The following is a 21,399-nucleotide window of genomic DNA, read 5'->3' on the forward strand; positions in this document are numbered from 1 at the left end:
TAAAGTGTTAAGCCAGTTGACTGAGGAATATCCACATGGCTGCAATGTGGGCAAATATTTAATGGTGGAGTCATGGCGTATGCTATGGCTCCATTTGAAGTTAGGGATGGATTGAGAAGTGTCAAGAGAAATCAGTAGAATTGAACCAATGCTAGAGGAATTCAAGAGATTTCAGTAAGGCGGAAAACCTTGAAAATACGGCATTTTGAAGATTTATCAAACGGATTTGCACCTTTTAAGGTGAACTACCCGATGAGATTAGAGCACTCTGCGTTATGCAGGGTGCTTTTTGGCAGTAATTTGGAAGAAACGGTACTAAAAGTAGAAATAAATCTTGAAGAAACGGAATAATACCCTTGAAATATTGAAGAAATGGTACTATAATCCATTTATAAGTTTGAAGAAATGGAACTATGTCGTTTTGAGGAGATAGTATGTTTAAGAGAAAAGCTTTAGAAAAGCTAAAATATTGGAAAGAAAAAAAGGCACCAAAGTATTCTGTGCTTCTGGAAGGAGCCAGGCGTGTTGGGAAATCGACAATTGCTGAAGAATTTGCAAAGCAGGAGTACAGGTCATATATAAAAGTGGATTTTGCTAACATAACACAGGATGTCCTTGATGTGTTCGATGACATAGCAAATCTGGATATTTTCTTTCTGAGATTGCAAACTGCAACGGGGATAACATTATATAAAAGAGAATCCGTCATTATATTTGATGAGATACAACTTATGCCAAAAGTACGTCAGGCTATAAAATACCTGGTTGCGGACGGAAGATATGACTATATTGAGACCGGTTCTCTGATCAGTATAAAAAAGAATGTCAAGGATATAGTGCTTCCATCTGAGGAAATGAAAATACAGATATATCCGATGGATTATGAAGAATTTATGTGGGCCATCGGAAATGATACTTATGGCGTATTGCGGGATTTATATAAGCTTGGAAAGCCGGTTGGAAATTCCTTAAACAGAAAGCTGATGCGGGATTTCAGAATTTATATGGCGGTAGGTGGAATGCCTCAGGCTGTAGAAGCTTATGTGGAAGGCAGGAATTTTACAGAAATCGATGAAGTAAAGAGAAAAATCATAGATTTATATAAAGACGATTTCTTCAAGATCGATGATACAGGACTGATTGGAAGAATGTATGATTCTGTTCCGACGCAGTTGGCAACGGATAAAAGAAGCTATGTTATTTCGGCAGCTACAGGCAAAAAAAAGATTGATAAAGATTTAGAGCGTTTACATGATTTGCTGGATTCAAAGACGGTATTATCATGCCATAATGTCCTTAATCCGAGTGTTGCTTTACCTCAAACGAGAGATGACGATACGTTCAAACTCTATTTGGCTGATACAGGGTTATTTACTACCATGATTTTCAGATCATCAGGAAAGACGGATGAAAATATTTATACGAAATTGTTGAGCAATTCACTTCCAGCAGATTTGGGTTATTTATATGAAAATGCAGTTGCTCAGATAATTGCCGGATCGGATATAGATCTTTATTATCACACATGGGAGAAAGAAAACAGTTCCCACTACTATGAGGTTGACTTTTTGCTTGCTTCGAAAACAAAGATCGTTCCGATTGAAGTTAAGTCATCCGGAATCGGTAAGCATGAATCAATTACAGAATTTCAGAAAAAGTATTCTAAGCATGTTTCGAAGGAAATATTGTTATCACAAAAAGATATAGGCAATAGTGAAATGCTGAAATTATATCCAATATATATGTTGCCATTTTTTATTGAAGACCTATGAAAGGACGAGAAAGAGTTATGAGGTTGGCGGCTTATCAATTTGCCGAATGTGGTGATATTGCCGGTTCAGACAGAATCAATGTCAATGTGGTTTCGGAAGCTATAAAGGAGTTACAGAAACTGGCAGACGAACTGGATAAGAATAAGTGAGGGAATGCTCATATACGATTTTGAAAAACAGGAATTATACTTTGGCGAAATTGGGCGTAAGCGCTATTCGGGCCAATTGTCAGGATCTTCGACCTGAAGTTTATGGAGTTGAGAAAATGAAAATTATTACGGATTATTCAGAGGTCGTGATAGAGACAAGTAATCTGATCATGAAAAAAGCTGTATTTGGTGACTGGGAGCAGCTGTACCGAAATATAACAAGCCGACCGGAGTCTGCCAAATATATGCTATGGAAGATCGATGATTCTGAGGAAGAATCAAAGGACAGGATGCTTCGGACTCTTGATTTTCAAAGTAAAGAAAAGTACGCGCTTACCGTATATCTGAAAACGGAAAGCGGATTAGAGGCCATTGGATGGGCATCCATGCGTGAGGTCAATCCTGATGTATATGAGGATATGGGAATCGCCATTGGACCGGACTTTGTCGGAAAAGGATATGGAAAACAGATTCTAAATGCATTGTGTGAAGAGGCAAGAAAACAGGGAGCAAAAGAATTTCACTGTAGTTATCGTGAAAAGAATCTGGCTTCAAAAAGATTGCAGGATGCATGTGGTTTTAAGTTTAACTATAAGTCTGAGGAGAAAATAGATCCAAGAACGGACGAAAAATACGTGGTGGTGAACACAAAAAAATATTTAATGTGAGACTGAAAATATGGATTTTATAGAAGCGCTAAAAATAGGAGACATGGAAGCAATCCGCAAATGCCCCAAGGCTGATCTGCACAACCATTTTGTGCTTGGAGGAAGCCGGAAATATTTGCTTGAGCATTCCGGTCTGGATATTCGGCCGATTACCGAGCCTCTTAATTCTATGGATGAGATGCACGCATGGAACGGAGAGAACATAGGAAGTTTCTTTGATACGACTGAAGGTCGTAGAATGCTGATAAATGCTACCTTTACCCAGGCAAAAGAAGATGGTGTTACGATTCTTGAAATCGGTGAAGATGTTTGGGGGCTGGGTGCATTTTTCAATAACGACATCGATGAACTGGTGGATGCGTTTGAATCCGCTCATCGGGAAATTGCACCGGAGATAGAACTCAGGCTTCAGATTGGAATGTCGCGCCACTGTGATATTGCGTATTTAGAGGATTGCCTGTCTCATTTCTGGGGATGCAAAGCCTTTTATTCGATAGATTTATATGGAGATGAGCTGGCGCAGCCCATAGAAAACTTTATCCCCATCTATAGACGGGCTAAGGCAGAAGGTTTGAGACTGAAAGCTCACGTTGGAGAATGGGGGACGGCGGAGGATGTACGCCGGGCTGTAGAATGTTTGGAACTTGATGAGGTCCAGCACGGGATCGCGGCGGTAAATGATCCTTCTGTAGTCCGTTTTCTGGCAGATCATAAGATTCGGCTAAACATTACACCATCGAGCAACTATCTTCTTGGAAGGGTTAAAGACTTGAAGACTCACCCCATTGCTGAGCTTTATCATAGCGGTGTGGATGTAACCGTCAATTCAGATGATGTATTGATTTTTGATTCGGACGTATCCAAGGAATACCTCCGTTTATATCAGAGCGGATGTCTGACTGCGGAGGAACTGGACAATATCAGAATCAATGGGTTAGATGCAAATTAAGGCATTTATACAAATGTCATACAAACGCTTATCTCCAGATGACAGGAAAAGCTCGAGGCGCAAGTTCTGTAGATTTGCACCTTACTTGCCCCCCTTTTTAGTAACCAATCAATCTGGACTCTAATACAACGTTACTTAAGCGCTCATCATAACAAATTAAAAAGGAAACATCGTTTTTTATTAATCAACTAACATAAATATTGAAAACTAACATTACATGTGTTGATATAAAATAAAAATGTTAGAAGGTGATTGGCATGAAAAAACTGTTCGAGCAGGTATACGGACATAAACTGGATTCCTATCAAACTGCAATAAAAGCGAATGTCGTTTATGGCTTTGAAAAGATCAGTTTAAGTTGTATTAGAAGGGATTAAAAATCGTTTTAAGAAAGGAAATATAGGTCAATATGAGGATTGGCTTAGCATCTTACAGAGTTGAAAATAAGAATACGGAATTCAATATCAGTCAGATTGAGCGTGCGATGAAAGAAGCCGAGGGCAAAGCTGATCTTCTTTGCTTTGGCGAGGCTGTTTTGCAAGGTTTCGATTCACTCGGCTGGAATTATAAAGAAGATAAAGAAATGGCGGTTAGCCTGAATTCTGAGACTATGGGCAGACTTAAAAAGCTGACCGTACAATACGGAATGGGAATAGCCTTTGGATATATCGAGAAGGCCGGTGAATTTTTGTATTCGTCGTATGTTGTTATAGACGCTGGAGAAATAGTCCATAACTACAGGCGTATCAGCCGTGGGTGGAAAGAGTATGACAGGGCAGACGACCATTACTGCGAGGGCTGTGATATAGAGGAGTTTTCATTTCGCGGCAAAAAGATAATGACCGGTCTCTGCGGAGATTTATGGGATTATCCGGAGAAATTTAAGACAAAGAATCTGCTTCTTTGGCCTGTATATGTCAATTTCGATCTTGATGAATGGGAACAGGAGATCCTTGAATATGCAGAACAGGCTTCCTGTATTGCTGATGATACCTTGATGATCAACCCGATAGATAATGAACCTGTGAACCATGGCGGAGCGTTTTATTTTCACAAGGGGAAACTGGTAGAAAGAAGCCCTTTTGAACAGGAGAGGGTTTTGATTATAGATATTGAAAAATAATACGGGAGTAGATATGAGTGTTACAAATGTTACAGATGCTCTTGAGTATCAGGATTTTATAAATAGTTTTATAGATGATAAGAATTATTCCGATCCGCATCTGACCTCAAGAATAGAAGCCGGTGAAAGCCTTGATGATATGATAGCAAAGAAAGATCACCACTGCTTTGTGACGGATGATAGAGGGGAAATAACAGGCCTGTATATTCTTCTAATCATTCCGGAAGAAAAATACCTGGAGATGCTTATAGGGATAACAAGAAAAGGAAGCTCTGTAGAGGAATTGCTTTCTTTTTTGGAAAAGAACTACCCTGAATATGAAGCCGATTTCGTTTTCAATCCTCGTAATCATCTGATCAAAAATAGCCTTGAGAAACGTGGCGCAAATTTTGATAAAGAACAGATCAAAATGGTTTATACGCATAAATTACCTGAATGTGAAACGGCGGGTATAGAACCACTTTCTGATGACTATACTGACCAGTATTTGGAAATGCACAGTAAAGATGTGTATTGGACCGGAGACAAAGTAATTAAGGCGCCGGACCGATTTAAGATTTTCATTGCGTTAGAAAATGGTATTGTAACTGGATACATTGATGTTACGCATTGTTTTGCGGAGAACGAGCCGTACGATATTTTTGTCAAAAAGGAATATCGTGGAAAAGGATACGGAAGACAGCTGCTGGCTATGGCGTTACGGGAGAACGAACCTAAAGATATGATGTTGTTGGTAGATTTTGATAATGTACCGGCTATCAACTTATATGAATCTATGGGGTTTGTGAAAAAAAGAAAACGGAAATTTACTGACAGCATATTGGCACAAAGAACAGGCGTCAAACGAGTAAAACAGTATAATCCTTTATTTAAGGGAAAAGCTCGAGGCGCAAGTCCTGTAGATTTGCATCTCGTTTGCACTTTTAAATCGGGTCTGAAAAAAAGAAAAGAATAGCAGGTTAGAAGTTGATTTTTACTATGATAAAGGTCTTATTCATCTGCCACGGCAGGATTTAATGCCAAAGCAAAGAATGGCGGAAATAAGCCATTTGTGGGCAGAGTAGTATCTGATTTATACGGGGCCTTTTAAGGTGAACTACCCGATGAATGATGAGAGCACTCTGCGTGATGTGAAGTGCTTTTTCTTTGGTTTGATTGACAAAAACTTTGGATTTAAGTATAATTTCTTTGGATTCGGAGGGCAAAACTATGGATTACAGACAAATAAAAAAACAGGCAAACGAAATACTTAAGATCAAAACTGCAGAGTGTTCATATATAGAATACAAAGCATCAGAGCAGCAACTGGATAAAATATTGAAAACCATCTGTGCGTATGGAAATAACTATTACAACAATGATATTCAATATATTTTTATAGGTGTAGAAGAGGAAAACAATGAAGAACAGAAAGCTATCCCTGTGCTCCCGATTAAGGGGATTGCTGAAGGGAGACTGGAAAAATGTAAAAATACCATTAATGCACTGCGTTCCTTTTTATATCCCAATGTTACGTTTGAAGTAGTATCAAATGATCTTGATGGAATAAGTTATTTGCTTATTATTGTAAAGCGCCAGACGGGAGGCCCGTTTATGGTGGCTGAAAAAGCCGAAAAGGACAAAAAGATAAATCTTAAGCCGGGAAGATATGTGAGAATTGAAGCTGACACCCGTCTTGCGAGAGTAGACGAAGAATATGATCTGCTGCGAAAGTTTTCCAATTTTCATTATAGCTCGATTGTAAGCCCCGGGGCATCGATTGATGATTTAAGTGCTGATTTACTCAGAGAATATTTTTCCAAGACAAGCTCAAGACAGATTAGTGATGGAATGGAAAAGAAAGAGCTGGCCAAGGCTTTGGACTTGCTTGATAAAAATGATCCTGCGGATCGACGCGTGAAAAACTATGCTGTCCTCATGTTTTCTGATCATCCAGAGGATCGAATTCCATATGCATATACAGAATTGATTATTGATATGTTTGGGACTAAAAGAAAGATGGAATCCAAAGTATTTAAAGGTGCAGTTTGGAAACAGTATTATGCTGCGTTGGAGTACATCAATAACAATTTCTTAAATGAATTGGTTATACGTGATGATGGCAACTCAGATAATCGTAAAATCGAGAACTTTGCGTTTATTGCACTGGAAGAATTGCTTGCAAATGCCATTGTTCATAACAACTATGAAAATGGTAAGCCAATCCAAATATATGTGTCTGAAAAACAGATAAACATTGTGAATTATAACAAGCCGTTACCGCCTATACGCATAAGTGATCTGAATGAGAGAACGTTTTTTAACGAGCGAGACACGGAGAATCCTGAAATCAGGGATATGTTTAAAGCATTAGGCATTATAGAATCTTTCGGAACAGGTATCGGGGAAGCCAAAAGATCAATGCGGAAAAATGGATCTCCGGATCTTTTCTATAAGACTTTTGATGTAAATGACAACGTTACTTCTGTGGTTATACCTGTAAATGAAGAATACTATGAAATAAAAAATGGCTCCAAACCAAAGAAAAAAGTTTGGATTGAGACTGAAACCAAAGATTTCAAGCAGAAAATCTTGGATTCGGGGTATACAAATAAAATAAAACAAAACGTATTGAAGTTATATGAGGAAATCGGGACAGAGGTTTTTGGGAATTCTCGAGTAGTCGAAATTCTGGGATGTTCGGAAGTGACAGCAACGTCCTATTTGAAAAGGATGAAGGATGAACTGAAGATCATTGTTCCGGTAGAAGGAATGGGAAAAGGGAAATATAAGTTTTCTGTATAAGTAATAGAAAAGGTTATATGGTGAAATTCTGCTGTTTAGTATCAGCTTCCGAGGATACGATGATAAAGTCTGCCTTTAAGTATGTTGAGATGATATCTACGCCAGTAGACGAAGAGATTACTTCGGTAAAGATTGTTAATGAGCAACAGACTATGGCGATTAATGGTGAACCGGCATATGAAGTTTGGCTTACGAGAGCGATTATTTTCGAAGTAGGGGGCCGTGAGACATCTTTTGAGAAGGATACAGTTCCGTTTTCCGAGGAAATAACAATTCAGAGAGGATATGATTTGATTGATCAAATTTCTGGTAATGATGATTTCTTGGAAGCGTGGGATGAAGAGTATTCGCCGGCGTATAAAAGAGAAGTAGTTGTAGTAAAATGACAGATGATTTTGAAATATGACTTGTTATATGTTCTGATTGACGGTGATATACACATTATCAATAGGAAAGAAAGGTAAAACTAGGCATAAGCATTCGTGATTGTGACCTTCGTATGATTAGTCAGGTAAAAAGGCTGTATCCAAAGAACAGGAATGATGATTGTAATGGTTATATAGACAGAATACAATTGCACAACAAATATTTAGTACAATTAAGATTATGATTATTAGTGTATGACAAAAGGAGAAGAAATATGGCCGATGAAAAGGAATTAATGAAGAAGGATTTACTTCTAATTATCCAGATTGATAATAAACTACAGTATCATGATATTGCATCTGTTCAAAAAATTTACAATGCAACCATACAAAAAAGTATATTTAAAACTAACTTAGGTAAAAGATATATTAATAAGTTAGAACAGATAATTAACGGAACAGATGCAGGTAAATGCTTTTTTTGTGGAAAGGATTTGCAAGATTCAGGGAAAACCGTCATATGTATTGATTGTGCTAGTAAATATATAAAAAAGCCGAATACAATATCAGAAAAGCAAGTGACTAATAAGAGTGTTGTAACAGAGAATAAAAATATTAAAGCTAGCGAGAATTCAACAAATAAGATAAACGATTTTGTTGAAAACGTTAAGGTAAAGGGAAAAGCGATAGATAAAGAAACTAGAGCGTTGCAAAAAAATATTGCAGAAAATGAAAATGTTAAAAATATTATAAGTCAGGCAGAAAAACTTACAAATGATGTGAAAGAAACAGCACGGAATAATAAATTCTTAAATTCTAAAATGAACAAAATTAAGGAGTTTTGGCATAGCAGAACAAAAAAACAAAAGTATGTTATTGCTGGGATAGTCGCAGTGCTGTTTTTGGGTGTAATAGGAACTAATATTGTTTTAACGAATAGTAGTGAACATAGTGGAAGTGCTGTTACATCCGTAAATAGTGAAAAAGAGGCTTTGAAGTATGTTCAAGCAGAGTATCCAGAAAAAGAAGGATGGACAATAAGAGACGGGGAAACAATTAAAGTTTTTAATTGTTGGATGATGACTCCCATTGGAAAAAATGTAAAGTATACAGAAAATCAGATAAGTAATTCCAACGACTCTCAATTGATACAAGATGGTTTTGCGGTTACTGTAGAATGCTGGTGTTATTCAGTATACCGTAGAGGAAAGAACCTTGTAGAGCAAGGTCAGATTTTAGTAAGTCCTGATGGAAAAATGTTTTGCATGGGGGCATTTGATGGAGTACCTTTGCAAGATGTCTTTTTTAGAATAAAATAACGATATAATTGAAATAATTAACGGACATTAACTATCGTGGTAGTTAATGTCTTTTTCATGCTCGGAGAAATCCGGGCATTTTTACAACGATTTTACTACTACACACGGCTTTGAAATGTTAAAATATGCAAAGATATGCCAATTATGTAGTTTACATATAAATGCTAATCTAAAAGTGAGCCATTCGAATCAAGAACGCTGACTTGAAAGTGAGCCACCTAGCAATTACTCTGAATAAAAGACTTTTTTATTCGGAGGGAAAGACGGTGGTTATTACAATGTAAGATTACGATGAAATTCGTAGGCGTTTCAATGCCGGCGAAAGCCAAAGGCATATCGCCAAGTGTTTAGGCATTTCTCGGAATACTGTTAAAAAGTATTGCGAAGGAAATGCAGTTCCTTGGGAGCGTAAGACTCCCATTCGTGAATCCACAGTATTAACTGAGGATACGATTAACTTTATTAAAAACTGTTTGGCTGAAGACGATGCTGAGCATCTAAAAAAGCAAAGCCATACAGCAAAAAGAATATATGATCGTTTGGTTGAAGAAACTGGATTCTCCGGTGGCGAGTCAACTGTCAGAGCAAAGGTCCATGAACTAAAAAACGTTGCTCCGAAGGCATTTATTCCTCTTCAGTTTGACGTTGGAGAGGCTATGCAGGTAGATTGGGGCGAAGCCCAAGTCTACTTTTCTGGCAAAAAAACAAAGATTTATATCTTCTGTGCCAGACTGTGTTACAGTTGCAGACCGTTTGTTTACGCTTATCATAAGCAAAACGAAGAAAGCTTTTTAGATGCATTCGTTCGTATTTTTGATGCAATGAACGGCGTTCCAAAGAAAGTAATCTTTGATAACGGTCGTGTTGCTGTTAAGGAAGGCTTTGGTAAGCATGCTAAGGCACAAGAGGGATATACCCATCTTTCTGCCCATTACAGCTTTAAAGCCGTATTCTGCAATCCTGCGGAAGGCCACGAAAAAGGCTTAGTTGAAGGCCTCGTTGGGTGGGCAAGAAGAAACATCCTTGTCCCTGTACCTAAGGTTGCAAACATAACAGAATTAAACGAATTATTGGTAAAACGGTGTTTGGTTTATGAAAACCACTCCATTAAAGGGAAACCTGCAACTGTTGGAGAAATGTATCTCACCGAAAAGTCTTTGTTGCAAAAACTCCCTGGCTGTCGATTTGAAACAGCCAAATGCGCTAACGTACGCGTAAACGCATTCTCCACCGTTAAATTCAAAACAAATAATTATTCCGTGCCTGTTAAATATACCGGGCGAATCGTTGGTGTAAAGGGTTATCCCGAATCCGTAGAAGTCTTTTATAATGGAGAACTAATCGCTAAACATACGCGTTGCTTTGGTCATAATCAAAGCATTTACACCTTGGAACATTACATGCCTCTGTTAGATACTCGAAGAAGAGCCATTTTAGACGCTGCTCCGGTGAAACAAAACGTTCCGAAAGAAGTTTTAGAAGAACTTCGCAAAAACAGTAACAATTATTCCCGAATGGTTGAAATCTTACATGATTTCGTAGAACCAAACAAGACTGATATAAAAGATCCGGTTAAAATCATCTCCGTTGATCTTTCCCAATACGACCGCTTGTGTCTAGGAAGGGAGGTGAACAGCTATGAGCACGCTCTTAGTCGATGAACAAATCCGGATGCTTGCAAAACAACTAAAAATGCCGACGTTTGCTAATTATAATGAAATCGTTCGTCAGTTATCTCCCGACACAAGCATAGGCGAAGTCTTATTATCCATAATGCAGTTCGAGTACGAACAACGTCAGGAGAATCAAAACCAGCGTCGATTAAAGCAAGCCGGTTTTCCATTTACCAAAACTCTTGAAGAGTTGGATTTAACCAGATATAACGGTGAAATCAGCGATGTGTTTATTAATGAATTAGCCAGTTGTAAGTTTATCAAGGAACGACGAAATATAACAATGCTTGGCAATCCCGGTCGTGGTAAAACACATATGGCGATTGCTTTAGGCTTAAAGGCTTGTTCTCTTGGTATGACAGTTCTTTTCAAGAACGCTGCTTCGTTATCAACTGAATTAAGTGAGGCAAGAGATAACTATTCTTTAGGGCGCCTTGAAAAGCGTATTCAAAAAGCAGACCTACTCATCTTAGATGAGATGGGGTATGTAAGTTTTGACCGATACCAATCGGAACTATTATTCAAAATAATCGCTGACCGCAGTGAGCGCGGAAGCATTATTATAACAACAAACCTGCCGTTTTCGGAATGGACATCCCTGTTTGAGAATACGGCAATGGTTGCAGCGATGATTGATAGATTAACATTTAACTCCTTTGTTCTTGATATGAATGGAGAATCCTATCGGTTATCACAAACAAAGAAAACAAAAAGTAAAGGTGGCTCACATTCAAGCTAGCGTTAGGTGGCTCAAAATGAAGTCAGCGCGTGGCTCACATTGGAGTTGACGATTATAGTTTACACTTGAAAAAATTGAATGCCCGGAAAACCTGATAAAACCTCGCGTTCATCGGCATATCTTTGCAATTTAGGAGGAGAAATTTTTGTGATTAGGATACTATTCATCTGCCACGGCATGGTATTAACCAATGGCTAGAAATCCTTTATTTTCAAGCGTTTGACGGAAGAAAGAAATGAATTTACAACTAGTTTACAACTTTTAAATTGCCGCGATACGAATTATATAAATGAATGTAAAGGACACTTATCCTTAAGTGGCCTTGGCTACTACAAAACAAACCCGTCCTAGGGTGTCAAAATCAGGAAAAGTAATTCTGTAGATTGACACTCTGGGGCGGGTTTGTTACTTGGAATAATTGGGAATGAAATGGAAAGGTGTCTCGATTGTTATATAATACATAAATAGGATATAATAAATGGCGTTGAGAGGAGGTGCTTTCTTGGACAACAAGGATAAATCTAGTGAAAAACTAATATCAGATTTAGAAGAGGCTTTTAAAAAGGAGGAAAAGTATAATTATTTAGATTATCTAAAGAATAATACGGGGCTATTTATTTCTGCAATTTCTATTGTGTCGGCAATAATGTTATTTCTAGCGAGGATAATTAGTTTCATAGTTGTTAATGCACGATACCAATATTGGAACTTAGATGAGGGATTTCTTGTTGAAGACAATAAAATGTATTTAAAACTAGGTGTTTTGGTTTTATACTTTATTTTTACTATGCTATTTAATTCAGTTGCAAAACGATATGTGTATCGATGGAAACTAAATGATTGTAAAGTATATTTGTATGGCAAAATATTTGAAGACGGAGAAAAACATGTAAGATTAAAAAGAAAAGCAATTAGTGATTTAAAGAAGATGGTGGCCGATATAGTAATGACTAGTGAATCGATAAATGATGAAAAGTTGGAATCGGTCAACTGTGAAATAAGGAAATTAGAAAGTGAAAATAAGGAATTAATAAGGCAGTGTATTGATGATCGACTAGAGGTTTTAAAAATACGAATTAGTTTATTTTTCAGAATAATCCCTTCTTTCATATTAATCTTTATGGTATCTTTATTTCTGCAATATGTTTTTGGAATAGAGATTGAGAATCACAGTACAATGGGTTTGATTCAATCATCATTGATTACGGCATTAATTATAATTCTAACGGCGATTTTTTGTGCCATATTAGAAATAAAGTTAACTCTATTAGTTAGTATAAAAAGATTCTTTAAAGATGATAAGGTCGATTGGGGCTCTGAATATATGAAACCAGTAATCGAATGGTTGGATACTAAGATAGCAGAACAAAGTAATCATAGTTTGAAATCGTCACTATCAGATAAAACAATAAAGCTAGCACTAGGAAATGTGGCGCTTTCAGCTTTAATAATAGCGATTTTTTTGAAGTGGAATGTAACGTATAGTTTGGATCATGCTAAGTCGTTTTATGTATTTAATGAGAATAATCAGGATTACGTTATGATAATAAATGACGGAACAAAGTATATCTTGTCAGAATGTGATATTGTAGATGAAGAAATAATCATTGATACTAATCAGATTATAGTAAGAAATAATCCAATTAATCTTGAAAAAATGAGTTTTAATAAGGTTGAGAAGAAAACAACATCAGGATTGAAATAATAGAATTTGTATATACAGATGATTCATTTGAATTAGTTGTTAATTTAAATTCATCAATAAAAGCTATTGGAGGGAAAAATGACATCGAAAGAAATAGTAGATGCTGTAACTAGTTATGTTCGTGACGAGAATGCGAAGTATGCCATCTTGATTGATGGAGCATGGGGAAGTGGAAAAACTTATCTATACGAAAACTATTTGGCGGGTGAAATTGATTCAATAGAAGTTGGAAAAAATGAACGGAAGCATAATGTTTATATTTCTCTTTATGGAATATCTAGTATTGATTCACTTGCTAAACAGTTGATTACCAATTATTTAATATATGTTAAAGGTAACGGGAATAAATTAGTTAAAAAAGGGTTAAAGCCACTTGCCGGTATTATAGGTGTAGCTAGTAGTGCATTTTCTTTTTCTGTAGGTCCTGTATCAGCAGATTTATCAAGGGTATTTAATAAATTAGAGAGGAGTATAGATGTCAAAGAGATGGTCATTTGCTTTGATGATTTAGAAAGATGTACGATTCCTATTAATGAGTTTTTTGGATTTGTTAATAATTTGATAGAACATTGTAACTGTAAAGTAATCATATTAGCAGATGAGAGGAATATTGGAAAAATATATGCAAATACAAATATAGAAGAAAAATATCTTACAGTGCTTTCTGGTGATCGTAAAGTTGTTGAGTACATAGGAGATGGAAAAAATGAAAGGACACAAAAAACGGGACTGGGGAAAGCCTCAAATGGAGAGATTACAGTAGAAGAAGTAAAAAAACTAAATGAGATATTATATTCAGAAAATTATTTATATAAAGACATCAAAGAAAAAGTAATTGGTAAAACTATGCTGTATTATCCAGCATTAAAAGACGTTATTGAAGAAGTGATAAGTGGAAATGAAAAGAGCAAAGGTATAATTCAAGAAGGTCAATATAAAGATTATTTACTAAAACACATAAATAGTATTGTAAGTGCATTTACAGAAATAGAGAATCGAAATTTGCGAATTATAAGATCGTGGATCTTTTCTTTTAGAAAAATATATGACGCAACAACGAAATACTATTCTGATAGTAAATATTATGAAGATATTTTGAACGATTTTCTGCGTTATAGTATATGGGTAGCAGGAGCATTAAAGAAAAATAAAAAGATAACACACAGTGCTAATTATGGAAGTCAAGAAATGGTTTATTTTGAAGGCCATGAGTATACTCACATTTTTAGATATAGTTTCATTGATGCTTGGATTAATTGTGATGTATGGAATGATAAGGATTTATCTCAGGCATGTAAGTCGATAATTAAGCGTAGAGAACGAGAAGATATTGACAATCCACCTAAAGTACATTCGACAGGTAAGGCGTTAGCTGAATTAAGAGATTGGTATCTTATGGAGGATGCGCAAGTTATAGAGATACTGGATCGTTTAGAAAAAGAAATAGAAGAAAACAAATATGCATATTATGACTACTCTAATATTCTTTCTACTTTATTGTATCTTCAAGAAAAAGGGCTCTTTAAAGGAAATATACATCATATCAAAGATGTTATGATTAATTTAATAAAAAGGGATAATGATATTCAAGAAGAAAATGAATTCCCTAAAGATTTTTCATCTGAAGAAATTAGAAATAAATATAACGAAATATATAAGCCAATTTCAGAGGAACGAAAAGAACGAAATCGCATACTTAATAAGGAGGATCAAGAAGAGAAAAATATATACAGTAATGCGAATGCATTTTATGAACATTGCTGCAAAATGGAAAACTACTATTGTAGCCATAGATCATTTGTTGAATATTTAGATTTTGAAAAGTTATATATACTAATCAATGAAAGTGACAATGAAGGATTATATACTCTTCGTCGTGCTTTTAAAGCAATATATTATATGGGAAATCTTAAGGATTTTTATATTGCAGATATTGAGGGGTTGAAGAAAATTAGAAATGATCTAATGGATGAAGCAGTCATAAAACATGGTGGTATTATAAGGAATATTGCGATTGATAGTTTTGCTGATATGATTAAGCAGGATTTAATTCTTTTAGGTGTGGATGAAGAACAATTATAAGCATTAAAAAGAAATAGTTTTGATTTGAAATAATTTGGAGGTGTTGCTTATAGATACGAAGGAAATTTCAGAAAAACCTGAAGGTTGGCCTAAGAATCGCAGGGAATGGAAACTAGATATATTATGTGAAAGAATGGAAGAATTTAAGAATAATCCAACACATAAAAATATAGAGATTTTAATAGCATTAGCCAGTGAACATGATATGAATGAAACTTCTGGATATGGACTGGTACGTATAACAGAATATGAAGTGGGACTAATTAATTATTTATATATAGTTAGTACAGCATATCAGATTAATTCAGTTAAAGTGTATTTATATGATCTAATTTCTGAGGCGACATATATTCATAAGTGGATGTTTAATATGAATCCGGTTTTAGGAAAGGATGGAAATGAGGATCAATTTGTAGAAGCATATAATGGATTGGACTTGCCACTTAAACTTTATTATTTGGCATATCAAAAATTTATAGTAGAAAAAAATGACGATTTTGCTACACAATTAATTACTGTCATCCGTGAAGTGTTGATAGTCGATGAGGATGATGAATTAATAGATTCAATTACGTACGCATTTGTTTCTATGATGAATGATCTTAGCTATATGAGAGGAAGTAAAAAGCAATCAATCTGGAAGTTTTCAAAAGAAGAATTGTCTCTGTTATTTGAACTAGAAGCGGAATTGCTTAAGAAAAATAATGAATCGCCTATGGAGCGCCCGACAAAAGGTGTGTTGATGACACAAATAAGTAATTTTATTTTGAAGTCTAGAAATGGGTACAATGAAGATTATATTTGCAAATATCTTCCAATTGAAGTCGCAAGAGAAAGTGTAAAAAATCACCAGATTTGGATGAAAAAAACTACGTTGTTAAATGACGAACGTGAACAAAGGGTTATACCAGAATTGTTTGATGATAAATCTTGGATTACATATAAATGGGTTGATGATATTGATTTTACGGCTACAAGAATTTATTACGTTTCATCATTTAGTAAAAGTGTTAATAATTCGGACATGCAGGATGGATATGGACAGTGCCTATATGGTTATAAGAATGATAGAATATCTGAACTAATAGCGCCTATTGGAATATGGCATCTGAAGAAAAAGAAAGGCATAGAAAATGATGTGCCGGATAAAATGGAACGTCCATTTATATCACAAACATTAGCGTTTGATGTTATATATGATGTTGAGGAAGCCAAACGGGAGTTAACGTATTTGTTTGGAATTATTGATATGTTTAATATGAGCAATGCAGATAAAAAGAACTTCTTAGAAGAGATAATGCAATATTGGATTTTGTCAGTAAAGGATGCTAAATGGTCTGGAGAACGAGAAAGAAGATATGTGATTTTTATGTATGATAATTATGATTACAGAGAAACAGAAATTGATGATATATTTCTAAAAGTGAAAACATCAATTTTTCTTACTCCTGATTTTATCATAGGGAAAAATCCTAGTAGATATGAGATACTTTATCAACTAAATGCAAAAAGACATGCACTATATTCAAGAGAATACATGTTATGCAAAAATTGTTTGCTTCAAGATTATGATCAGGCCAGAAAAATGCCTGAGAAATGTCCGGTTTGTGGTTCGAAAAATGTAGAGCTTATAATTGAAGATGAATAGTAATTAGAGAGCATTTCTACTACGTTTTTTACTACGATTGATGTCTGTGTATTGCATAATTTTGCTACAATTTGCATTTTTACATACATATTCATTGAAAGCTTTAAATGCCCCGGAGATTTTGCAAAACCTAGCAAAACTACGCGGTATTAATCAAATTATGAAGGAGAAATTTTATGGTAAAAGTCTTATTCATCTGCCATGGAAACATCTGCCGATCCCCTATGGCAGAATATATTATGAAGGATATCCTGGAAAAGCGTGGCCTACAGGACAGGTATGAAGTGGCTTCCGCAGCAACCTCGACAGAGGAAATCTGGAGAGGCATGGGAAATCCGATTTATCCGCCGGCACAGGCAGAATTGCGCAAACATGGAATTGGGCAGACTGCCTATACGGATTTTCAGGGGAAGCGTGCGCGGCAGGTGACGAGGGCAGACTATGAATATTATGATTATATTCTTTGCGCGGAAACCGTAAATGTGAAAAATGTCCTCCGCATCACAGGACCGGATACGGAAGGAAAGGTGCGACGACTTTTGGAGGATTCCGCCTGCCCGCGCGACATTGCAGATCCGTGGTATACCGGAGATTTTGGCGCAACCTACAGAGACATTGTAGAGGGTGTGGAAAATTTTTTGCAAAGTATGCACGAATAGGGTAGGATATACTGTGAAAAAAATAAACGAGGAGGCTACGACAATGAGTCGGGTGGCAGAAACAAGAGCTGCTGTGGAAACAGCAATGAACCAGTTCTTTGAAGGACAGAAGAAAGAAAAAGTTGAGCGCTTCAAACGATTGAATCCAATGGCAAAAAAAGGACAGATTGTATTTGCGGGATCGAGCCTGATGGAACAATTTCCAATCAACGAAATGATCCAGAACTATGATGTGCAATTACCATATGCAATTTATAATCGCGGAATCGGTGGTTATACAACACAGGAAATGCTACAGGAATTGGATGTGATGGTGCATGACTTGCAGCCGAAATATGTCTTTATCAATATCGGTACCAACGATCTGAGCGCACCGGATTACAATGAGGCGGAATTGATTGCACGATATCGAGAGATTCTTGATGAGATTGAAGCACATACGGTGGGGGTACAGATTTACATGCTGGCCTATTATCCAATGTGCACAAAAAAGGCAATGAAAGTACCATATATGAAGCCGGTGTTGCAATATCGCAATAACGAGCGTGTGGCATCAGCCAATTCGGCAGTCAGGCAGTTGGCAAAAGAGTGCGGACATGTTTTTTTGGATTTGAATGCAGGACTGTTGGATGAGGACGGCGATGTAAAGGAAGAATATTCGATTGAAGGTATGCACATGTATGCCAACGGTTATGAGCAGGTGCTGAATGCACTGTTGCCGACATTAAAGGAGCTGTCCTAATCAAATTGTTAAAGATGTGCAATTTGTTTTAAAAACATAGAATTGTCTGAAAATAACCAAAGCGCAACAAAAGTATCAGAAAATGATTGACACCAAGATGGAGTTTTGCTAAAATAAAACCATCAAAAAGAGATTTGATTCTTTGAAATGGAGGTACGGACCACCAAAATATTAAGTTGAAAAATCTAAGAAAGTAGAAGGTGTAGATCATGAAATTACAAGAACCAATGTGAAGGCCCGGTCGGAATGGAAAATAACGATCGGGCCTAACTTTTTGCTTTTTTTGTAAAAATTATGCTATCCAAATGTACTTCATTTATGATAATATGCTTTTGGTATGTTTATTAGTAGAAAGCATTGATTTAGGAGGAATTTGAGAATGGAAATATTCTCGTCGGTTCTCATGTTATTGAGCGGCATTGCCATGTTTTTGTTTGGAATGGGCTTGATGGGAGATGGACTGAAGCAGGTTGCCGGCAATAAGCTGGAAATGATTCTATATAAGTTGACAAGTTCACCAATAAAAGGAATTTTACTTGGTACTGTTGTTACGGCTGTGATTCAGTCTTCATCGGCAACCACAGTAATGGTAATCGGTTTTGTTAATTCCGGTATGATGCATGTATCGCAGGCAATCGGAACCATCATGGGAGCAAATATCGGTACTTCCATTACAGGATGGATTCTTTGTCTGTCTTATATTGATGGCGGCAGTGGAATCGCCACCCTGGTATCTTCGGCGACGATTGCAGCATTGGTTGCAATTATCGGTATTATTTTCCGTACATTTGTAAAGTCGGAGGCCTTGAAGAAGGTCGGTGGCATCATGATGGGATTTGCAATCCTAATGACAGGAATGCAGACCATGAGTGGTTCTGTGTCATCACTTCGTAGCAATCCAACTTTTTTGAATATTATTGAAGGTGTGACCAATCCGTTGATTGCAATTTTGATTGGTATTGTATTTACAGCTATTTTGCAGAGCGCTTCGGCGTCGGTTGGTATTTTGCAGGCATTGTCTACGACCGGAGCAATCTCGTTTGCGGTTGCATTTCCAATCACATTGGGAATCGGTGTCGGCGCAGCATGTCCGGTACTTCTTTCGGCAATCGGCACAAGCAAAAACGGAAAGAGAACAGCATTGGTTTATTTGCTGAACGATTTGTTTGGAATGGTTATTTGGGGAACGGTATTCTACACAGTGCATGCATTTGTGCATTTTGATTTCATGGGTACCGCAATGTCACCTGTTCTGATTGCATTATTAAATACGGTATTCCGTATGGCTACGGTGATTGTGCTTTCTCCATTTATTCGATATATTGAGCGACTCGTATGCTTCCTGATCAAAGAAGATGAGTCCGATCGCGAAGACTACGAAGACTTTGACCTTTTGGAAGACCGTTTGCTCTTATATCCTTCCATTGCTTTGGAACAGAGTCATAAAGCAATGGACGGTATGGCGCGCAAGGCAAAGAAAAATCTGCTTCGCGCGATGGCACTTCTGGTTCACTATGATCCGGTGCGCTATCAGACCATTCAGGACAAAGAAAATGTCATTGACAAATATGAGGATAAAGTCGGCAGTTATTTGATTAAAATCACCAGCCAGAATCTGAGCTCTGTGCAGTCGCATCAGGCGTCGGAATTGCTACATGTTATCAGTGACTTTGAGCGCTTGGGTGATCATGCGGTCAATATTTCAAAAGTGGCACAGGAATTAAACGAGAAAGGTATTAATTTCTCGGAAGAGGCACAAAAAGAACTCGCTTATCTGGAAGCGGCTGTACAGGATATTGTTGAGATGACCTGTCAGGCATTCCTCGCAGATGATCGTGCTGCGGCCAAGGAGATTGAGCCGTTGCGTGAATGCATCGGTATGTTATGTGATGAACTGAAACTGAATCATGTACAGCGCCTGAGCACGGGACGTTGTGATATGAGTCAGGGATTGCCATTTAATGATTTGCTGACCAACTACGAGCGTATTGCTGCGCATTGCTCGAATGTGGCAGTTGCTATTATTGAGATGAAGCATAATGAACTTGATACACACAATTATGTCAAGAATATGCGTGAACTCAAGAACGAGCATTATCGTGAAACCCTTGAATCTTATCTGATTACTTATATGGCACCTTTGAATCAGCTTGCGGAGGAAACAAGAGAGCAGATTGCCATTGAGAAAAAGAAAAAAGATAAGGAAAAGGCTGAGAACAAAGAAAAAGACAAAGACAAAGATAAAAAGAAGAAAAAAGATAAAGACAAGAATAAAGATAAAGACAAAGACAAAGACAAAAAGAAAGACAAAAAGTCAAAGAAGTAAAGAATAATAAGAAATCGGGCATCGTATGATGCCCGATTTCTTATTTGTTAATCTTATGTAAATCTACTTTTTCTGCAACAATCAGCAATTCATCATCTTCTTTCATAACCCGGTCAGGTTCAATGATTTTCCAATGCTCCTCATCTTTGATTGCAATCACATTGACTCCGTAATTTTTGCGAATGTTTAGTTCCCGCAAATCTTTGCCAATCCACTTTGGAAGTGGATTCATTTCAACCAGAGAAAGTGTCTGGTCTACCTGGAAGTAATCGAGGAAAGTGTTTGATGCGAGAATGCGGGCTGATTGCTGTCCGCCATATTCTTCCGGGATGATGACTTTGTTTGCACCAATCTTTTTCAGGATTGCTGTCATGCGGTCGGAGGAACTTTTTGCAACGACAAGTGGTACGCCCTGTTCTTTCGCAACTGCTACTGACATAATGCTCGCGGACAGGTTGCCGCTCATGGCGACTGCAACGATATCCATATTTTTTAGACCAAGTTTTGCAACTTCGTCTTCATTCGAAAGATCGGCGATGATGGCAGAAGTGGAATATTCGGATGCATCTTTTACTTTTTCTTCATCGCAATCGACAATCAATACATCTGCGCCCATTTCGTACATGCTCTGGGCGAGACTGCATCCATATTTTCCCAGTCCCAGTACTGCAATTGATTTTGTCATAATAATTTATC

The 21,399-nt window shown here is 36.9% G+C and carries 18 protein-coding genes; 17 read left to right on the forward strand and 1 reads right to left on the reverse strand.

Going from position 1 to position 21,399, the window contains the following annotated elements; translation table 11 throughout:
• Window positions 1–434: 434 nt before the first annotated feature.
• The 17 genes from CSX02_RS06835 to CSX02_RS06910 all read left to right on the forward strand — a co-directional run bounded on the left by CSX02_RS06835 (window position 435) and on the right by CSX02_RS06910 (window position 20,703).
• Window positions 435–1,772 (forward strand): ATP-binding protein, encoded by a 1,338-nt coding sequence (locus CSX02_RS06835; RefSeq protein ID WP_099386115.1) that lies wholly within the window; start codon window positions 435–437, stop codon window positions 1,770–1,772.
• Window positions 1,773–1,795: 23 nt separating this feature from the next.
• Window positions 1,796–1,921, forward strand: a complete 126-nt coding sequence (locus CSX02_RS13985) for a hypothetical protein (RefSeq protein WP_272756360.1) — start codon at window positions 1,796–1,798, stop codon at window positions 1,919–1,921.
• A 116-nt stretch (window positions 1,922–2,037) separates the two neighbouring features.
• Window positions 2,038–2,589: a GNAT family N-acetyltransferase gene (locus tag CSX02_RS06840; RefSeq protein WP_242970431.1), complete on the forward strand. Its 552-nt coding sequence runs from the start codon at window positions 2,038–2,040 to the stop codon at window positions 2,587–2,589.
• Window positions 2,590–2,599: 10 nt separating this feature from the next.
• Window positions 2,600–3,538, forward strand: a complete 939-nt coding sequence (locus CSX02_RS06845) for an amidohydrolase family protein (RefSeq protein ID WP_099386116.1) — start codon at window positions 2,600–2,602, stop codon at window positions 3,536–3,538.
• A 409-nt stretch (window positions 3,539–3,947) separates the two neighbouring features.
• Window positions 3,948–4,661 (forward strand): carbon-nitrogen hydrolase family protein, encoded by a 714-nt coding sequence (locus CSX02_RS06850; protein ID WP_099386117.1) that lies wholly within the window; start codon window positions 3,948–3,950, stop codon window positions 4,659–4,661.
• Window positions 4,662–4,674: 13 nt separating this feature from the next.
• Window positions 4,675–5,616 carry a GNAT family N-acetyltransferase gene (locus tag CSX02_RS06855; RefSeq protein WP_143248149.1) on the forward strand — a complete coding sequence of 314 codons (942 nt, stop codon included), beginning with the start codon at window positions 4,675–4,677 and terminating at the stop codon, window positions 5,614–5,616.
• A 254-nt stretch (window positions 5,617–5,870) separates the two neighbouring features.
• Window positions 5,871–7,445 carry an RNA-binding domain-containing protein gene (locus tag CSX02_RS06860; RefSeq protein ID WP_099386119.1) on the forward strand — a complete coding sequence of 525 codons (1,575 nt, stop codon included), beginning with the start codon at window positions 5,871–5,873 and terminating at the stop codon, window positions 7,443–7,445.
• 89 nt (window positions 7,446–7,534) lie between these two features.
• Window positions 7,535–7,831 carry a hypothetical protein gene (locus CSX02_RS06865; RefSeq protein ID WP_189281406.1) on the forward strand — a complete coding sequence of 99 codons (297 nt, stop codon included), beginning with the start codon at window positions 7,535–7,537 and terminating at the stop codon, window positions 7,829–7,831.
• 254 nt (window positions 7,832–8,085) lie between these two features.
• Entirely contained in the window at window positions 8,086–9,129 is a 1,044-nt protein-coding gene (locus tag CSX02_RS06870) for a hypothetical protein (RefSeq protein WP_099386121.1), read from the forward strand.
• A gap of 296 nt (window positions 9,130–9,425) precedes the next feature.
• Window positions 9,426–10,790: an IS21 family transposase gene (istA, locus tag CSX02_RS06875; RefSeq protein ID WP_143248150.1), complete on the forward strand. Its 1,365-nt coding sequence runs from the start codon at window positions 9,426–9,428 to the stop codon at window positions 10,788–10,790.
• On the forward strand, window positions 10,768–11,541 hold the full coding sequence (gene istB, locus CSX02_RS06880) for an IS21-like element helper ATPase IstB (RefSeq protein WP_099386123.1): 774 nt from the start codon (window positions 10,768–10,770) through the stop codon (window positions 11,539–11,541). Before istA ends, istB begins: the two co-directional genes overlap by 23 nt.
• Before the next feature lie 502 nt (window positions 11,542–12,043).
• On the forward strand, window positions 12,044–13,246 hold the full coding sequence (locus tag CSX02_RS06885) for a hypothetical protein (protein ID WP_143248151.1): 1,203 nt from the start codon (window positions 12,044–12,046) through the stop codon (window positions 13,244–13,246).
• A 78-nt stretch (window positions 13,247–13,324) separates the two neighbouring features.
• Window positions 13,325–15,328: a P-loop NTPase fold protein gene (locus CSX02_RS06890; protein ID WP_099386125.1), complete on the forward strand. Its 2,004-nt coding sequence runs from the start codon at window positions 13,325–13,327 to the stop codon at window positions 15,326–15,328.
• A 43-nt stretch (window positions 15,329–15,371) separates the two neighbouring features.
• The gene (locus CSX02_RS06895) at window positions 15,372–16,976 is read left to right on the forward strand and encodes a hypothetical protein (protein ID WP_099386126.1); all 1,605 of its coding nucleotides are present in this window, start codon (window positions 15,372–15,374) and stop codon (window positions 16,974–16,976) included.
• Window positions 16,977–17,152: 176 nt separating this feature from the next.
• Complete coding sequence (locus CSX02_RS06900) at window positions 17,153–17,635, forward strand: low molecular weight protein-tyrosine-phosphatase (protein ID WP_099386127.1); 483 nt, start codon at window positions 17,153–17,155, stop codon at window positions 17,633–17,635.
• A 52-nt stretch (window positions 17,636–17,687) separates the two neighbouring features.
• Window positions 17,688–18,377, forward strand: coding sequence for an SGNH/GDSL hydrolase family protein (locus CSX02_RS06905; protein ID WP_207653759.1), 690 nt, complete (start codon window positions 17,688–17,690; stop codon window positions 18,375–18,377).
• Between the two features lie 379 nt (window positions 18,378–18,756).
• Window positions 18,757–20,703, forward strand: a complete 1,947-nt coding sequence (locus CSX02_RS06910; protein ID WP_099386129.1) for a Na/Pi cotransporter family protein — start codon at window positions 18,757–18,759, stop codon at window positions 20,701–20,703.
• 40 nt (window positions 20,704–20,743) lie between these two features.
• Here CSX02_RS06910 and CSX02_RS06915 read toward each other — a convergent pair whose 3' ends face one another.
• Window positions 20,744–21,388 (reverse strand): potassium channel family protein, encoded by a 645-nt coding sequence (locus CSX02_RS06915; RefSeq protein ID WP_099386130.1) that lies wholly within the window; start codon window positions 21,386–21,388, stop codon window positions 20,744–20,746.
• Window positions 21,389–21,399 lie beyond the last annotated feature (11 nt).

The organism is Agathobacter ruminis (genome assembly GCF_002735305.1).
Classification (GTDB): Bacteria; Bacillota; Clostridia; order Lachnospirales; family Lachnospiraceae; genus Roseburia; species Roseburia ruminis.

Bases quoted from the DNA above. Each gene is read 5' to 3' on its own strand.
- CSX02_RS06870 (WP_099386121.1), top strand. From the start codon at position 8,086: ATGGCCGATGAAAAGGAATTAATGAAGAAGGATTTACTTCTAATTATC.
- CSX02_RS06900 (WP_099386127.1), top strand. From the start codon at position 17,153: ATGGTAAAAGTCTTATTCATCTGCCATGGAAACATCTGCCGATCCCCT.
- CSX02_RS06855 (WP_143248149.1), top strand. From the start codon at position 4,675: ATGAGTGTTACAAATGTTACAGATGCTCTTGAGTATCAGGATTTTATA.
- CSX02_RS06835 (WP_099386115.1), top strand. From the start codon at position 435: ATGTTTAAGAGAAAAGCTTTAGAAAAGCTAAAATATTGGAAAGAAAAA.
- CSX02_RS06850 (WP_099386117.1), top strand. From the start codon at position 3,948: ATGAGGATTGGCTTAGCATCTTACAGAGTTGAAAATAAGAATACGGAA.
- CSX02_RS06845 (WP_099386116.1), top strand. From the start codon at position 2,600: ATGGATTTTATAGAAGCGCTAAAAATAGGAGACATGGAAGCAATCCGC.
- CSX02_RS06865 (WP_189281406.1), top strand. From the start codon at position 7,535: ATGATATCTACGCCAGTAGACGAAGAGATTACTTCGGTAAAGATTGTT.
- istB (WP_099386123.1), top strand. From the start codon at position 10,768: ATGAGCACGCTCTTAGTCGATGAACAAATCCGGATGCTTGCAAAACAA.
- CSX02_RS06860 (WP_099386119.1), top strand. From the start codon at position 5,871: ATGGATTACAGACAAATAAAAAAACAGGCAAACGAAATACTTAAGATC.
- CSX02_RS06915 (WP_099386130.1), bottom strand. From the start codon at position 21,388: ATGACAAAATCAATTGCAGTACTGGGACTGGGAAAATATGGATGCAGT.
- CSX02_RS06840 (WP_242970431.1), top strand. From the start codon at position 2,038: ATGAAAATTATTACGGATTATTCAGAGGTCGTGATAGAGACAAGTAAT.
- CSX02_RS06910 (WP_099386129.1), top strand. From the start codon at position 18,757: ATGGAAATATTCTCGTCGGTTCTCATGTTATTGAGCGGCATTGCCATG.
- CSX02_RS06890 (WP_099386125.1), top strand. From the start codon at position 13,325: ATGACATCGAAAGAAATAGTAGATGCTGTAACTAGTTATGTTCGTGAC.